Genomic DNA, 16,529 nt, shown 5'->3' on the forward strand with positions numbered 1-16,529 from the left:
TGGCTAAGTTGTAATTGCTAACCTAATCTATCAAAAAATGAAAAGAAATATCCTCATTGTGGCTTTTTGGTGCCTTTCACTTTGGGTAAAAGGTCAATCACATACTACAACTATACTTCCGGTTCATATTGACACTTTGTATTCTGATATTTTAAAAGAAAAAAGACCGGTTTGGGTTTACACCCCATCGTTTGATACCAGTTACTTTTCTAAACCGGCATATCCTGTTCTTTACGTATTTGATGGAGATGGTTATTTTGCTTCGCTGGTAACATTGATACAACAGCTGAGCGCGGTTAACGGCAACACGGTATTGCCCCAGATGATCATTGTGGGTATTCCCAATACCCGTGGTCACCGAACCCGCGACCTTACACCAAGCAACAGCTCGGCTGATAAAACCTCGGGAGGCGGCGAGCAGTTTACCCGCTTTTTACAAACAGAGCTGATACCTTACATTGATAAAAATTATGCTACGGCTCCTTACAGAACCCTGATGGGACATTCTTTCGGGGGATTAATGGTTATCAATACCCTGATAAACCATACCCATTTGTTTAATGCCTATATAGCCATTGAACCAAGTATGTTTTACAATAACGATGATCTTTTAAAACAAGCCGAAATAGCCTTAAGGCAAAAAGATCTTAAAGGCAGTAAATTGTTCCTCGGGATTGCCAATACCATGAACCCAGGGATGGATACCACTCAGGTAAGAAGTGACACCTCCCAGATTACTCACCACATCCGTTCCATCCTGATGCTGACCGATAATTTAAAAAAGAACTCATCCAACAACTTAAAATGGACATACAAATATTATCCCGACGATGACCACGCCTCGGTGCCATTGATTGCCGGATATGATGGCTTGCGGTTTGTGTTTGCTAAAAACAGGTTTCCGCGTAACCAGCCTATGAATCAGTTTTTTGATAAAGCTTACTCCGCAAATGATTTAAAGAAATTGATCATAGCCCACTATCAAATGATGTCGGAAGAAATGGGTTACGCGGTGCGCCCATCCGAATCACTGATGAACATGTTTGGTTATTCCCTCCTGCAACAAAAGGATAATGAAAAAGCATTTATGTTTTTTGATATGAACATCAGTTACTATCCTAAAAGCTTTAATGTGTATGACAGTATGGGCGATTATTACCTAGCCAATAACAACAATACAAAAGCTGCAGAGTACTTTAAAAAAGCACTGGCTATTAAATACAGGACCGAGATAAAAGACAAGTTGGATAAACTGGAGAAAAAATAACGATAGATATGCATCCAGCTAATATTTTGCTCAAATATTTTATCTCCATTAAAATTTTCTATTCGCTGTAACCTTCTTTCTGTTTTTAGCATCTTAATGTAAAATTCACCATAAAGTAAAAGAGTTGTAAATGTTCATCGGTGTTTTCAGGTCGTTTACCGGAAGTTTAGCCGTTTTCGCCTAAAAGCATTACTAAAAAAACCAATCTCTTAGCACATTTGAACTATAAAAACAGCACAATGAAAAAAATCGCCTACATAAAATAATATACTAAAACCATTACCGGCTAACAGCCGGATCAACTAAAACCTATTCGTTTAATTTAAAAAGAAGCATATTCTTTAATGGCCTGCTATTGCCTAAACATTTTAACACCAAAAACATGAAAACTCTTACAAACAACATATTTTGCACCCTCCTGCTTGTAGCTATCAGCTGGAGTACCTCTTTTGCCCAGGGTGGTAAATCAGGTGGTGCTAAAGTATCCGGTTCTTTATTGAATGAACAGGGTAAACCGATGGATTACGCTACCGTTAGCCTCATCAGGGCTACCGACTCTACCGTTGTTAAAGGCGCTTTGAGTAATGATAACGGTGTTTATACCTTTGATAACATCCGCTCAGGTAAATACCTGGTTAAGGCCTCTGTTGTAGGTTATCAAAAAGCCATGACCACTCCTTTCACTGTTCCGGAAAGTGCCGCAACCGTTACTGCACCGGCACTAAGCATGCGTGTAGGCAGCACCGAATTGAAAGGTGTAACTATTACCGCCAGCAAACCACTCATCGAGCGCAAGATTGACCGTACGGTAATGAATGTGGAAAACAGCGTACTGGCAGCAGGCAATACCGCATTGGAGATACTGGAGAAAGCACCCGGCGTTACTGTTGATAAGGACGACAATATCAGTCTGAAAGGCAAACAAGGCGTAACCGTGATGATCAATGATAAATTAACTTATTTGAGCGCCGCGCAACTGGCTACCCTGTTACGGTCTACAGATGGCAATACCATCAAATCTATCGAGATCATTACCAACCCATCTGCCAAATATGATGCAGCCGGTAACTCGGGCATTATCAATATCAAACTAAAAAAGAACAGCCAATCGGGCACAAACGGCAGTATTACTGTTGGTGTCGCCCGTGGTGCGTTTTGGAGAGATAACACCAGCCTGAACTTAAATCACAAAGAAGGCAATCTGAACGTATTTGGTACTTTTAGCCGTGGCGACAACAAAAATACCCGCGACATAGCTATCGACCGTATTACCCGTGACAGCACAGGCAAACCTACTTATTTTAACCAGCTTACCCGCATGCCGCATGTTTATCATTATAATAACTACCGCATAGGTGCTGATTATGATGTGACCTCTAAAAACACTATTGGTTTTGTAGTAAGCGGATACTCCAACTCCGAACTGGATAATAACAACGGCAGTACTAAAATTGGCGCTACACCTAACCGGGTTGACTCATCCTTAACCACCGTATCAACCATCGATCAATCTTACAAAAACTTTGCTGCCAACCTGAACGACCGGTTTAAAATAGATACCAGCGGCCAGGAATTAAGCGTCGATCTGGATTACTCTAAATTTAAAAACAACTCTATAGCTCAATATAATACTAATTATTTCCTGCCGGATGGCAGCACACCACACGCGCCTCAATTGCTGCGTAACCAAACACCATCAAACATCACCATATATACTGCCAAGGTTGACTATACCAAACCACTATCTAAAACCATAAAACTGGAAACAGGCGCAAAATTCAGCAGTGTTAAAACAGATAATAACCTGCAGGCGCAAATATTTAACGGCAACAGTTATGTAAACGATACTACCCGTACCAACCGCTTTATTTATACCGAGAAAATAACTGCTGGCTATCTTAACCTGAATAAACAGTTCAAAAAAATGTCTATACAAATTGGTTTGCGCGGTGAGTATACCCAATCAAATGGTAATCTTTTGGGCAGCACACCGGTTGATCGCAGCTACTTTAATCTTTTTCCAAGTGCCTTTATCAACCGCACGCTGAATGACAAAAACGAGATCAGCTTTTCCTACAGCCGCCGTATCGACCGTCCGGGTTATGATGATCTGAACCCCTTTGTATATTATCTTGACCCCTACACCTTTTCAAAAGGCAATGCCTTCCTGAAACCACAATACACCAATAACTTTGAGTTTAACTATACCTATAATAAAAGCATCAACGTAAGTTTAGGCTACAGCCGCACTACCGATGTGATCACTGAGATTATATTAACCGAAGGTCAAAAATCATTTCAAACCAATCTGAACCTGCAAACTCAAAACTCATACAGCCTTAACATCAACGCACCATATACCATTACCAAATGGTGGAGCGGTAATATCGATGTGAACAGCTTTTACCTGGGCTTTAAATCAGACTCTGTGGGAACCGGCAAGCTAAGCGATGGCCAGGTAACCGTACAGGTTAAAGCCACCCAAACATTAACATTTGGCAGCTACAAGTTTGAGATCAGGGGCGATTACCAATCACCACTTACCTATGGTATCTACAAAATAAAACCACGTTATGGGGTTGATGCAGGTGTAAGCCATTCCTTTGCCAACAAAAAAGCTAATATTAAACTGGCGCTTGATGATATATTCTTCATCCGTCGCAATAACGTAAGCAGCCACACCCTGGGTAACGATTTTGATATCCGTCAAACTAATGATTCACGTGTTGGCCGCCTAACCTTTACCTATAACTTTGGTAACAACAAAATCAAAAGCCGCGAACACAGAAGCGGTGCCGATGATGAAAAAGGAAGAGTTAAGGGAGCGAATTAGCCCCCCAGCCCCCTAAAGGGGGAGCTTTGATTAGCAAATTCAACATATTAAAATGGCCTGCATTATTTGATAATGCAGGCCATTTTGTTTTAAAGTTCCCCCTTCAGGGGGTTAGGGGGCTCTACTGCCCCACCATAAATACCGCGTTGCTGAATAACAGCTTGCCGTTTTCCCAGAAACTACGGAACAATGGATCATCGACCATATAGATCACCGAACCGCGGCCCAGCGACTGCACGCCCAGCAGCACACCATTATTAATCTTTTGTTTGGATTGTACACCTACAAAGCCCGATACGTAGCTATTCTTTTTCACTGTGCCTACGTTCCAGCCGTCTTCGCTGCCTAAATAGTCATAAATATCATCATTCAGTTTTAGGGAGTAATAATAGTTCGGCAAACCAAAACCAAGCGGGTGGGTATTATCCAGCGTCAGTTTAAAAATAGCGCCGGGGATCATAGAGCGGATGGCATCCCGGTCGCGGTCACCATATATTTTAATGTTTTCTTTTTCTTTAGCTTCGGCTTTCTCATCCTTTTTCTCTTCTTTCTTTTTCAGGGCGAAGCCTTTTTTATCAACCAGTTGTGCTACAGCATTATCCAAGGCAATTAATTTACCGCCATCACGGATCCAGCCCTGTAGTTTTTCTGACGGAAAATCATCATAAGTACCATCCGGGAAGATAGCCACATCAAAATCGGCCAACCGGGTACGGCCGAGGCTCTGGTAATTCACCAGCGTAATAGGATAACCTAATTGTTGCTCAAACAAGTGCCATACCTCTCCCATAGCTTCAGCATTTACACCCTCGCCAGATATCAGCATAACCCGCGGCTGGTGGATATACCGTACCGCGTCTGAGCCCAGATCAGATCCTTTATCAACAAAGCCTGAAGCCAGAGGCGTTAGCCCTTCATTTAATGCCGCCGCCGTTTGGGTGACTACCTGGTCAAAATCGGCCCTATCGTTACTGGCCCTCGTGATCAATAATGAGCCGGCCATGAATTTTTTACCGGCAGCCTCAAAAGGTTTTTCGGAGTAACGTACTTTGATATGTTTTTTAAGCAATGCCGCTAAAAACCGTACATCATTAACCGATTGCCAATTGGCCATATAAGCATAGGCATGGGTATTAGCCAGCGGTTGTGGCTCAACAATACCCGAGGTTGTACTGGTTGGTTTTAGCGACTCTTTTACGCCATAGGTCTTTAAGCCATAAGCATAAGGAAGCGCCCAGGCGGTAATATCGTAAGTATTAGAGTCGGCAATAAAGGTTTTGGGCTCCAGCAATACGTGCAGCAATATAGCTTTTGGCTGATGCGCGTTGATCACCATATCATTAGGGCCCACTTTATATTGCTCGGTTTTGCCGGTAAAATAATCGTACCCGATAACGGTTTTATTGCCCAGCCCAAATCCATATTGGATACCATTGCGGCCCAGCATTTTGGCCAGGGTATTGATATTATTGTTATTATCGTTTTTAATCACATAGGTTTTATACTCGCCCGGGGGATTGGTGCGGTTATTATCATAGAATTTTTTAAACTCATTCAGCAATCTTAGCGCGTTAGCCGATGCTATTTCAACCGTGCTCAAACCGGTAGCATGGTGATGCGCAATACGCTGGGCAAAGGTCAGCGTGTCGCCGCTACGGGTAAGTACAGCCAAACCAGCGCTGATACCACCCTGCTCGTAGGTCATGCCGATAGAGCCATTATATAAAGGATAGGTATCGCCATAAGATGGGTAAAGCAGATCAAACTCCTGCTTGGTAAAATACATCCAGCCATTCTGATCAAAATATTTGGCGTTATTTTTACCAATAGTCACCTGGAAATCGCGCTGCCATTTGGTAATGTCTTTATGATATGGCTCGGCAGCAGGTGCAAAATAGTAAGGAGCATTATACCCCTGCTCATGATAATCTACATGAACCTCGGGCAGCCATTGGTTAAACAGACCTACACGTGCCTGCGTTTCTTTTTGTGCCTGCCATGCCCAATCGCGGTTAAGGTCGAAATAATAGTGGTTGATGCGTCCGCCTGGCCATGGCTCTACGTGCTCACGGGCTGTGGGACTAGCATCGGGCACCGCTCCCCGAACCGAATTATAGAAATGTACATAACGGTCGCGCCCATCGGGATTTAAACAGGGATCGATAACCACCACCGAATTTTTGAGCCAGGCTTTGGTGGCCGTGTTGGCCGGGTCAACCATATCAAACAGGGTCCACATGGCGGCTTCGCTTGACGCCGGTTCGTTACCGTGTACGTTATAGCTTAGCCAGGTAATGATGGGGGCATTGGTAATTGCGCTACCACTCTCCATACCAGCCAGGCGCAGGTTGTTATGGCGTATCTCTTCCAGGCGACCGATATTCTCGTCCGAGGCGATAAACATGGCCAGCAGCGGACGCCCCTCATTGGTGCTGCCAAACTGCTGTAGCTTTACATTTTTTGATGCCTGGGCAATGTATTTAAAGTACTCCACAATGCGGTAATGCGGCGTAAACTGGTCGCCCAGCTTATATCCCAGGAACTCATCGGGTGATTGTATTTTTTGTGCAAAAGCAGCCGACGCGGAAGCAACAGCTATTAAAATAAGGAGTAGCTTTTTGATCATAGTAAAGATACAGTTAAGATATGTACTAATATGGTGATTTTTTGTCTGAACCGAAATTTGTAGAATTATTGAATTAACAGAATAGAACCAGATTATTCTGACAATTCTTAAATTCCATAAATTCGAGTCCAGACATCATTCAAAATTTGCACATTTGCATATCTGCACATCCACACATCTAAAAACATCTGCACATCTAAAAACATGACCCCTCAAGAGGCCCTTCAAAAATATTTCGGTTACGGCAAATTCAGACACCAGCAGGAAGCCATTATTCAGCATGTGCTGAACAAGCAGGATGTTATGGCGCTGATGCCAACCGGCGGCGGTAAATCGCTGTGCTATCAACTGCCTGCGGTATTGCTCAATGGGCTCACCATTGTGATATCGCCATTGATAGCTTTGATGAAAGACCAGGTGGACAGTCTGAATGTAAGTGGTATACCCGCAGCTTTTTTAAACTCGGCCCAAACACCCGAGGAACAGCGACAGCTGGTAGAGCGGTTAAGAAACAACCAGGTAAAACTATTATACCTGGCACCCGAGCGCTTGTTTGGCGCCGAAAACAAACTGGTGCCTTTTTTAAAAACACTCAACGTAGTACAGATAGCTATCGACGAGGCGCATTGCATATCTCAATGGGGGCACGATTTCAGGCCTGAATACCTGATGCTGGCTCAACTCAAAAATGAATTCCCGAATGTGCCGGTCATCGCCCTTACGGCGACAGCCGATAAACTCACACAGAAAGACATTCTCGAAAAACTGAACCTGCACCGGCCCGCAGTATTTGTATCGTCGTTTAACCGGGCTAATATCACTTACCGGGTTATTCCCAAAAAAAACAGCTTTAAACAACTCATTACTTTTTTAAATGAGCGACCGGATGAGTCGGGTATTATCTATTGCCTTTCGCGCAAATCAACCGAAGACCTGGCGGCCGACCTGAAAGATGAAGGATTTGCCGCCGAAGCTTACCATGCGGGCCTCAACAACGAAGTTAAAGCCAAAAACCAGGAAGCTTTTTTGCGCGATGATGTCAAGATCATTGTAGCTACCATTGCCTTTGGTATGGGCATCAATAAATCAAACGTGCGCTATGTAGTGCATATGGATCTGCCCAAGAATATCGAAGGCTATTATCAGGAAACCGGTCGCGCCGGGCGTGACGGTTTGGCCTCGGAAGCACTGCTGCTCTATTCGCCGGGGGATGCCGGTAAGCTGCAGCACTTTGCCCGTATTGAAGGCAATGAAGAGCAAAGCCGCATTATGCTCAACAAGCTGAACGATATGGTGCGGTATTGCCAATTGCAATCCTGCCGCAGACAATATTTGATGAATTATTTCGATGAGGCCTTTCCGCCGAATTGTGGCTCCTGCGATGTTTGCCTCACCGAGTTTAAACGATTTGATGGTACACTCATCGCCCAAAAGGCGCTGTCGGCGGTATCGCGGCTCAATGAGCGATTTGGTGTAAACTACGTGATCGATTTTTTACGGGGATCCAAAAATGAAAAAATCCGCGAGGAGCATAAACAGCTCAAAACCTACGGCATTGGTGCCGATATCAGTAAGGTGGATTGGCAGCGTTATATCCGTGAGCTCATCACCCTGGAATACCTACAGGTAACCGACGATGGCTACCCGGTATTGAAATTAACTGGCCAGAGTTCGCTGGTACTTAAAGGCCTGCAAAAAGTGGAATTTATTGAAACACAAACTACCGAAGAGCACCACACCGAAGCCGCGCCACCACATGAGGCCGAATTGCTGAACCTGTTGAAAAGCGTCCGCCGGGATATTGCCCAATTGGAAAACGTACCGCCATATATCATTGTTTCTGATGCTACACTGTTGGAAATGGCCACTTACCTACCCCTGAGTTTAGATGAACTGAGACTGATATCCGGCTTTGGCGATATTAAACTGGCCCGTTACGGCCGCGAATTGTTGCAGCCGGTAAAAGATTATTGCAAAGCAAAAGGCCTGGAATCAAAGATTGCCTATAAATCGCCCAAGCGGGAGCGCAAAACCAAAGCAGAGCGCCCGGCCCGTGCTCCGCGCAGCGGAACAGATACCCGCACCGAAACGTTTAACCTGTACCGCCAGGGTAAAAACACTGCGGAGATAGCCGCGACACGAGGCCTTTCGCTCGTAACTATTGAAGGCCATTTGAGTCATTTTGTACAAACCGGCGATCTGGATGTTAAAGAGCTGGTTGCCGAAAGCAAGCTGCCCGTAATTATAGAAGCTGTAGAAAATTACGGAGCAGAACGTCTGGCCCCCCTCAAAGAAATTTTAGGCGATGCCTACACCTACGGCGAAATTAAAGCTGTGATAAGCTGGATGAACAAAAATTAGTTATTTAGTATCAAGTAGCTAGTATCAAGTATCAAGACAAAAAAATGTATAATTTAGTAGCAAGTAACTAGTATCAGGTATCAAGACAGAAAATGCATAATTTTAAGGCGTTTTAATACATCAACAGAAAAGTATCAGCATTTAAGAAAAAGTCTTGATACTTGATACTAACTACTTGATACCAGAATCTGCTACTTGATACTAGTTATGACGACTACCGAACAACTCTACCAGATATACCTGCAACACCCGGTAATCAGTACCGATACCCGAAAAATTGGCAGCGGCAGCTTGTTTTTTGCTCTTAAAGGCGATAAGTTCGATGCTAATACCTTTGCTCAGCAAGCTATAGAAGTCGGTGCAGCTTATGCCATTATTGATAACTCAGAGTATCAACTGGGCGACCGGTATCTCTTGGTTGAGGACGTGTTAACCGCTCTGCAGGATCTGGCCCGATATCACCGCCAGCAATTACAGATACCTGTTGTAGGACTCACCGGTACCAATGGCAAAACCACTACCAAGGAGCTTATCAACGCAGTATTATCACAGCATTTTAAAACCCAGGCCACACAAGGCAACCTGAACAACCATATCGGTGTACCACTTACAATACTAACTATTGATGCTACACACGAAGCAGCTGTAATTGAAATGGGCGCCAATCATCAAAAAGAAATCGAACTGCTTTGCAGCATCTCGCAGCCATCGCACGGCATGATTACCAACGTGGGTAAAGCCCACCTGGAAGGTTTTGGCGGCGTTGAAGGTGTAAAAAAGGGCAAAGGAGAATTGTATGATTTTTTCCGCAAGTCCGAAAGTCAGCAAAGAGGTAAGCCTGAAAGCAATCCTGCTGTTTTTATCAACAGCGATGATACGGTGTTGATGGAAATGGCCGCTGCAAGGCATTTACACCATGTAGTTTATTATGGCACACAGGATATTGACAACCTGATCAGCGGGGAGATCATCGAGAACGCGCCACTACTTACCATTCAGTGGACCAATAACACAACCGGTCAATCTTATACCGTAAAAACACAACTCACCGGGGCTTATAACCTCAACAATATTTTGGCGGCTATTAGCATAGGTACTTATTTTAAGCTTTCGGCGCAGGAAATAAACGCGGGTATCGAGGGTTATCAGCCCAAAAACAACCGCTCGCAAATTGTGCAAACGGCTACCAATACCCTTATTTGTGATTATTATAATGCCAACCCGAGCAGTATGGCCGTTGCTATTGAAAATATGGACAAGATTAGCGCAAAACGCAAGGTATTGATACTGGGTGATATGTTTGAACTGGGTGATGAATCGCCTGCCGAACACCTCACCATCCTTCAAAAAGCGCTGAATGTATCCGTTGATGAAAGGATATTTATCGGCAAGGATTTTGAAAGTCAAAAGTCAAAAGTTAAAAGTCAAAACCAGGCAGCAACTTTCTACCATACTGCCGAAGATGCTATTGACGGGTTGAAGAGCCATCCGATAAAAAACTCCACCATTTTGATCAAGGGTTCGCGGGGAATGGCTTTGGAGCGTTTGGTGGAGTTGTTTTGAAGGCCCCAAGTTCTGAGTCCTAAAGCGGATTTTCGGCTCAAGACTCAGAACTTCAGACTTAGAAATTAGCTATTAAAACCTCCGTCAATGGTCATGATGGACCCAGTAGTGAAACTGGCTGATGGACTAGCTAGATACCCTACAATTTCAGCAATTTGCTGCGGATCGCCATATTTGGGTATAGCCATTAAGCTGCGTAAATGATCGGCATGACTGCCATCAGCCGGGTTCATGTCGGTATTTACAGGTCCGGGCTGTACCAGGTTTACTGTTATGCCCTTTGGACCCAGATCACGAGCCAATCCACGGGTAAGGCCGCTTAATGCCGATTTGCTCATCGAATAAAGTGTACCCTGCGAAGCAACAACTCTATCGGCCATGTTACTGCCTATGGTAATAAACCTTCCACCCTTTTCCAGTTTTTGTGCTGCGAAAATGGCCGCTTCAAAAACCGCCTTTACATTTATATCCATCACAAAGCGGTAATCATCCAGCGTGTGCTCTTCCATCGGCTTGCCGCCATAAACCCCGGCATTGTTCACCAGGATATCCAGCTGGCCAAATTTTTCTATCGTTTGAGTTAAGGCTGAGGTTATCTCCCCTTCCACTGCATTATCTGCCTTAAGAGCTGATAAGTTTAAACCCTCGCTGGTTAATTCATCAATCAAAGCCTGTGCTTTTTCTTTTCCGTTTACATAGGTAAAAACCACGGAGGCACCTTCCTGTGCCAGTTGCTTCACTATTGCCGCACCCATACCCCGACTGCCTCCGGTAACCAGGGCTATTTTATCTTTTAACTTTTGCATTACTGTTTGTTTTAAATACTGTTGCAAAGCTATCGCCAAACCTATATATTTGTATATACTGATAAAATTGTGTAGTACTAACATAAATGTAAGTATGAGAAAAGAAACCTCCACTAACCTGGAAAATGAGCAACTAATCCTGGCTGGTTGCGGAACTTCCTATACACTCGACTTGATAGGCGGTCGTTGGAAACCTCAAATTTTGTGGCGATTATTATTACAAGGCAGCATGCGTTATAGTCAGCTTAAAAATTCCATGCCCAATGTTTCTGAACGAATACTGATATTGCAGTTGCGCGAATTGGAAAAGGACAAGCTCATCAGCAGGCAGGTTTATGCCGAAGTACCACCAAAAGTGGAATACCGACTAACCGATTTAGGCATGAGCCTGAAACCCGTGCTGTGCTGCCTGTCTACCTGGGGCGAAGCTAACCGGCCAAATAGGGTTATAAGCGGGGAGCCGGAAGTTATGAGTGAGGAGGTGTAGGTCAAATTTGTAAATCAGTTCCCTTCATGTCATTGCGAGAAGGAACGACGAAGCAATCTCGTAACTGTACAGAGCCGCTATACCTATCGTATACCCGCTCTTGGCCGCGGGAGGGCCTTTACTTTTCCTTGATGAAAAGTAACCAAAAATCAAGTCAGCAGAAATACTTCTTTGCGCTCGTAGCCTTTGCCCTGCAAATCGGGCAGAACCACGGGCTGCAAATCCTTACCTCCACTTCGTTCGCTCATTATCCCCCGCTTCAGGTAAGGTTCGCTATGCCCTTGCATCCGCACAACCCAGCATTGTTCTGCCCACTTTCGCCCGAAGCTTATCTGCTGACGGGGAGAAGAAATCACTAGCTAAAGCTTAGCGTCAGTTCCGCTACTTCTTCCCCTACCAAACTCCCCATAGCTACACCCATACCATTACAGCGTACCGCGCAAAATATGTTGGGTTGTATTTGTTTTACTATAGGGGTAATTTCCTCGCCAAAACCCATGATGCCGCTCCACCAATAGTCAACCTCAACATCCTGGTTGGGTAATATTACCTCATGCAGATAGCTGATCAGTTTTTCTTTTACGGTATCGGTGTGCCCAAAATTCCAGGTTTTCTCAGCGTTATAATCCAGGTTACGTCCACCGCCAAATAAGATGCGGTTATCAATATTGCGGAAATAGTAATAGCCTTCATTAAAATGATAGGTGCCTTTCAATTTCAAGCCCGGCACCGGTTTGGTAACCAACACCTGCCCCCTACCGGGGATCACATCCAGTTCAGGATACAGCTGGCTGGCAAAAGCATTGGTAGCCAATATTACTTTACCGGCCTTAAAGTTTCCCTGCGAGGTAATCAGCTTAACGTACTTGTCTTCATGGTCGATAGCTGTTATTTCGCAATTGTTTAATATCAGCACGCCTAAACCATATACCTTATATAATAAGGTGCGCATCATTTTACCGGTATGTAATTGCCCTTCAAAAGGGTTATATATGATGTGACTAACTTTACTGAAGCCAAAATCTGCAATTTTAGCATCAGCCACTGCATAAATGTCAGTTTCGCCAATGGCCTGCTGTAATAGTTTATTGAGATGACCGATCTGTTCTATACAGTTATGAGCGATATCTTTTTCTTCGGTCATAAAAAGTTCGTGCCCGCCATGCTGATAATAATGCATGTTGGCATCGCCCAAATTTTCCCGTAAGCGCTGTAAACCACGCCACTTATAGGCTACCAGGCGCATGGCTTCTTCTTCGGATGATTGATTGATGACAGAAATTTGCTCGGAAAGTGTACCAAAACAGGCAAAACCTGCGTTTTTAGTACTGGCTCCTGATGGTAAAAAGCCACGCTCCAAAACCAGCACTTTTAAATTGGGCTGTTGTTTTTTTAAGTGCAGCGCGGCGCTCAGACCAACCAGGCCACTGCCAATGATGATCACATCGGCCTCATCAATAAACGCAGTGCGCTCCCAGTATGAAAATGACGGCTCCATTTTAAGTCAAAAGTAAAAATTGCGAAGCACTCTTGAACACCATAAAACAATAAAACGTGAAAATTCAAAATTCAAAAGTACTTATGTACAAGAAACTTAAATTTTTGAATCCACTTTTAAGCTTAAACCGGAATAGTTTTTGAATATTTAAAACTGACAAGCGTTTTGACTTTTTAATTTTGACTTTTAACTTAAAAACATGAATCACTTATCAATAATTATAGGATATATCGGCTACAATTCGGCATGGTTCCTGATGATTGCCATCGCCCTGATCAGCTTTATAGTGCAGTGGCGATTTCGAAATAAGTTTAAACAATACTCCGAGGTGGCATTGCTCTCCGGTCTTTCGGGTCAGGAGGTGGCTGTAAAAATGCTGCGCGCCCATGGCATATTTGATGTACAGGTAATTTCTGTAGAAGGACAACTGACCGATCATTACAATCCTGAAAACAAAACCGTGAATTTAAGCCAGGATGTTTTTTATGGCCGAAGTATTGCCGCGGCCGCTGTTGCCGCGCACGAATGCGGACATGCTGTACAGCATGCACAGGCTTATAGTTGGTTAAGTTTCCGTTCGGCGATGGTGCCCATTATCAATGTGGCATCAACCTTAACCCAGTGGACTTTGTTTATCGGCGTAATGTTATTATTCTTCGCCCACAGCCCTTATGTACTGGCAATAGGTGTTGCCGCGTTGGCCTTGGTTACCTTTTTCAGCTTTATAACGCTGCCTGTTGAGTTTGACGCCAGCAGGCGGGCATTGGCCTGGCTTGATAATAATTACAGCATCATGCAAACCGCGCAGGAACATGAACAAGCCAAAGATGCCCTTTGGTGGGCCGCAATGACTTATGTAGTTGCCGCATTGAGCGCATTGGCCACGCTGGTTTATTACGCCTCGTTTTTGTTTAACAGGAGAAACTGAGAGAAGAGAAGCAAGAGGTAAGAATCAAGAAATAAGATTTTGATTCGATTTTAGCGAGCAGGCCATAAATCCCATGTCATTGCGAGGAGGAACGACGAGGCAATCCCCTCGCGTATCTCTGCTTACGATGAGATTATCAATGTTGTTAATTATTTTTTAAGGTATTAATGAGCTCCCTCCTGTCGGTTGTCCACGCTGCGCTCGCAATGACATAGTTTATTTATACCCTTCCTTTCAGCCTACAAATTCCCCAACTTTAACTCATTCACTGCAAAATTCGCCGCCCGTGCGGTAAAGGCCATATAAGAAAGTGATGGGTTTACACAGGATGATGACACCATGAACGATCCATCGGTAACAAATACATTTTTGGCATCCCAAACCTGGTTCCATTTATTAAGTACCGATGTTTTGGGGTCGTTCCCCATGCGTGCGGCACCCATTTCATGTATAGCGCCTATGTATTTCCTGGCTATAAAACCTTTTACATTCTTAAGGCCGGCCTTTTCAAACATTTCCATCGCGTCAGCCAGCGACTCTGCTTCCATCCTACGTTCATTTTCTTTAAATTCCATGTCGATAGATAAGGTATTGAGTCCCCATTTATCTTTAACTTGCTTATTAAGGCTGATCTTATTTTCGTGATAAGGCAATACTTCGCCAAAGCTAGCCATCGACATCGTCCAGCTTCCGGGCTCTGTCAACGCGTCCTTAAAATTAGCACCTATGCTTAATTCCGCGATTTCGCGGCTCCACCCTTCGCGCCCCGCCGAACCCTGGAAACCAAATCCCCGCAGATAATCACGTTTATCGCCAAACAGGTTGCGGTAACGTGGTATATATATGCCATTGGCTCTACGGCCAAAATAGTATTTATCCTCATATCCCTCCATGGTACCACTGGCGGCGCCGCCTACGTGATGATCCATCACATTATGACCTAACTCACCGCCGCTGCTCCCCAATCCGTCGGGCCATATATCCGTTGCCGAATTCATCAATATCCAGGCGCTGTTGAAGGTGGAGGCATTTAAAAAAATGATCTTCGAAGTATAGGTATAAGTTTTATTATTTTCTGCGTCGAGCACTTCTACGCCTGTAGCTTTCTGGGTATCCTTATTGTATAATATCCGGGTAACTATTGACCATGGGCGAACTGTAAGATTTCCTGTGGCCATCGCTGCGGGAAGTGTGGATGATTGTGTACTAAAATATCCGCCAAAAGGGCAGCCCAATGCACATTTATTACGGTACTGGCAATTGGTACGGCCAGGTAAAGGTTTAGTAATGTTGGCTGTACGACCAATGATCATGTGGCGCTGCCCATTGTATTGTTTTTTTATACGGGCCGACACTTCTTTTTCTACACAATTTAACTCCATAGCCGGCTGAAACTGCCCATCGGGCAAATGCGGCAAACCTTCGATAGAGCCACTGATGCCGGCAAAGCGCTCTACATGGTCATACCAGGGCGCTATATCTTTATAACGCACTGGCCAGTCAATTGCTATACCTTCTTTGGCATTGGCTTCAAAATCAAAATCACTCCAGCGGTAGCTTTGCCTGCCCCACATCAATGAGCGCCCGCCTACGTGGTACCCTCTCCTCCAATTATAGGGTTTAACCTGGGTGTATGGATTTTCCCTCTCGTTCACCCAATAATCCATATTGGCTTCAATAAGCCCATGTGCTTTGTCCTGCACAGGATAGTCCTTTATTTTTGATTGCGGGGGAACATCCCTGTGCAGTAACTCCCATGGTGCTTTGGTAGCATTGGTATATCCTTTTATATGCTCAATGTTTTGTCCCCGCTCCAGCATCAATACTTTTAAACCCTGTTCGCTGAGCTCTTTTGCCGCCCACCCTCCCGAAATTCCGGAGCCTACAACAATGGCATCATAATGATAATTATCCATAAACAGTTGATGATAGTTTTAACTGGTCTTTTTGCTAAAATAAAAATACGCTTTGTATCTTTTATATGTTACATATACAATTAAAAAAGCTTCTCCCTTTAAAAAGACTTACGAAGTTTTAAAAACTTTGTAAGTCTGGCTACCCGATGTGCCTGGCATGTTCATCTATCATACTTACTTATTTATCAATGGCTTATATTTCATGAAGCTTTGATGAAGAGTTATTAGCCCTTTTGCAAATCTT

The 16,529-nt window shown here is 44.1% G+C and carries 10 protein-coding genes; 6 read left to right on the forward strand and 4 right to left on the reverse strand.

Annotated features, from left to right (window positions below; all coding sequences use genetic code 11):
• The first annotated feature begins 37 nt into the window (after positions 1-37).
• Both G7092_RS28410 and G7092_RS28415 read left to right on the forward strand, forming a co-directional pair.
• Positions 38-1,267 carry an alpha/beta hydrolase-fold protein gene (locus G7092_RS28410; RefSeq protein ID WP_166095304.1) on the forward strand — a complete coding sequence of 410 codons (1,230 nt, stop codon included), beginning with the start codon at positions 38-40 and terminating at the stop codon, positions 1,265-1,267.
• Between the two features lie 382 nt (positions 1,268-1,649).
• Positions 1,650-4,100, forward strand: coding sequence for an outer membrane beta-barrel family protein (locus tag G7092_RS28415; protein WP_166095306.1), 2,451 nt, complete (start codon positions 1,650-1,652; stop codon positions 4,098-4,100).
• 121 nt (positions 4,101-4,221) lie between these two features.
• Here the strand turns inward: G7092_RS28415 and G7092_RS28420 are convergent, their stop codons facing one another.
• Positions 4,222-6,726, reverse strand: coding sequence for a M14 metallopeptidase family protein (locus tag G7092_RS28420; protein ID WP_166095309.1), 2,505 nt, complete (start codon positions 6,724-6,726; stop codon positions 4,222-4,224).
• 204 nt (positions 6,727-6,930) lie between these two features.
• Between G7092_RS28420 and recQ the strand changes: the two genes are divergently transcribed.
• Entirely contained in the window at positions 6,931-9,087 is a 2,157-nt protein-coding gene (recQ, locus tag G7092_RS28425) for a DNA helicase RecQ (protein ID WP_166095312.1), read from the forward strand.
• 207 nt (positions 9,088-9,294) lie between these two features.
• Positions 9,295-10,650: a UDP-N-acetylmuramoyl-tripeptide--D-alanyl-D-alanine ligase gene (locus tag G7092_RS28430; protein ID WP_166095314.1), complete on the forward strand. Its 1,356-nt coding sequence runs from the start codon at positions 9,295-9,297 to the stop codon at positions 10,648-10,650.
• A 65-nt stretch (positions 10,651-10,715) separates the two neighbouring features.
• On the opposite strand, the gene G7092_RS28435 is transcribed toward G7092_RS28430, so the two are convergent.
• Positions 10,716-11,456 carry an SDR family NAD(P)-dependent oxidoreductase gene (locus G7092_RS28435; RefSeq protein ID WP_166095317.1) on the reverse strand — a complete coding sequence of 247 codons (741 nt, stop codon included), beginning with the start codon at positions 11,454-11,456 and terminating at the stop codon, positions 10,716-10,718.
• A 94-nt stretch (positions 11,457-11,550) separates the two neighbouring features.
• Here G7092_RS28435 and G7092_RS28440 point away from each other — a divergent pair, with 94 nt between their 5' ends.
• On the forward strand, positions 11,551-11,943 hold the full coding sequence (locus G7092_RS28440) for a winged helix-turn-helix transcriptional regulator (RefSeq protein WP_166095319.1): 393 nt from the start codon (positions 11,551-11,553) through the stop codon (positions 11,941-11,943).
• Positions 11,944-12,298: 355 nt separating this feature from the next.
• On the opposite strand, the gene G7092_RS28445 is transcribed toward G7092_RS28440, so the two are convergent.
• A complete protein-coding gene (locus G7092_RS28445; protein ID WP_166095321.1) occupies positions 12,299-13,441 on the reverse strand; it encodes an NAD(P)/FAD-dependent oxidoreductase in 1,143 nt (380 codons plus the stop codon).
• A gap of 199 nt (positions 13,442-13,640) precedes the next feature.
• Here G7092_RS28445 and G7092_RS28450 point away from each other — a divergent pair, with 199 nt between their 5' ends.
• A complete protein-coding gene (locus G7092_RS28450) occupies positions 13,641-14,369 on the forward strand; it encodes a zinc metallopeptidase (RefSeq protein WP_166095323.1) in 729 nt (242 codons plus the stop codon).
• A gap of 239 nt (positions 14,370-14,608) precedes the next feature.
• Here G7092_RS28450 and G7092_RS28455 read toward each other — a convergent pair whose 3' ends face one another.
• Positions 14,609-16,285 carry a GMC oxidoreductase gene (locus tag G7092_RS28455; protein WP_166095326.1) on the reverse strand — a complete coding sequence of 559 codons (1,677 nt, stop codon included), beginning with the start codon at positions 16,283-16,285 and terminating at the stop codon, positions 14,609-14,611.
• Positions 16,286-16,529 lie beyond the last annotated feature (244 nt).

Origin of the sequence: Mucilaginibacter inviolabilis, assembly GCF_011089895.1 — a bacterium.
Classification (GTDB): domain Bacteria; phylum Bacteroidota; class Bacteroidia; order Sphingobacteriales; family Sphingobacteriaceae; genus Mucilaginibacter; species Mucilaginibacter inviolabilis.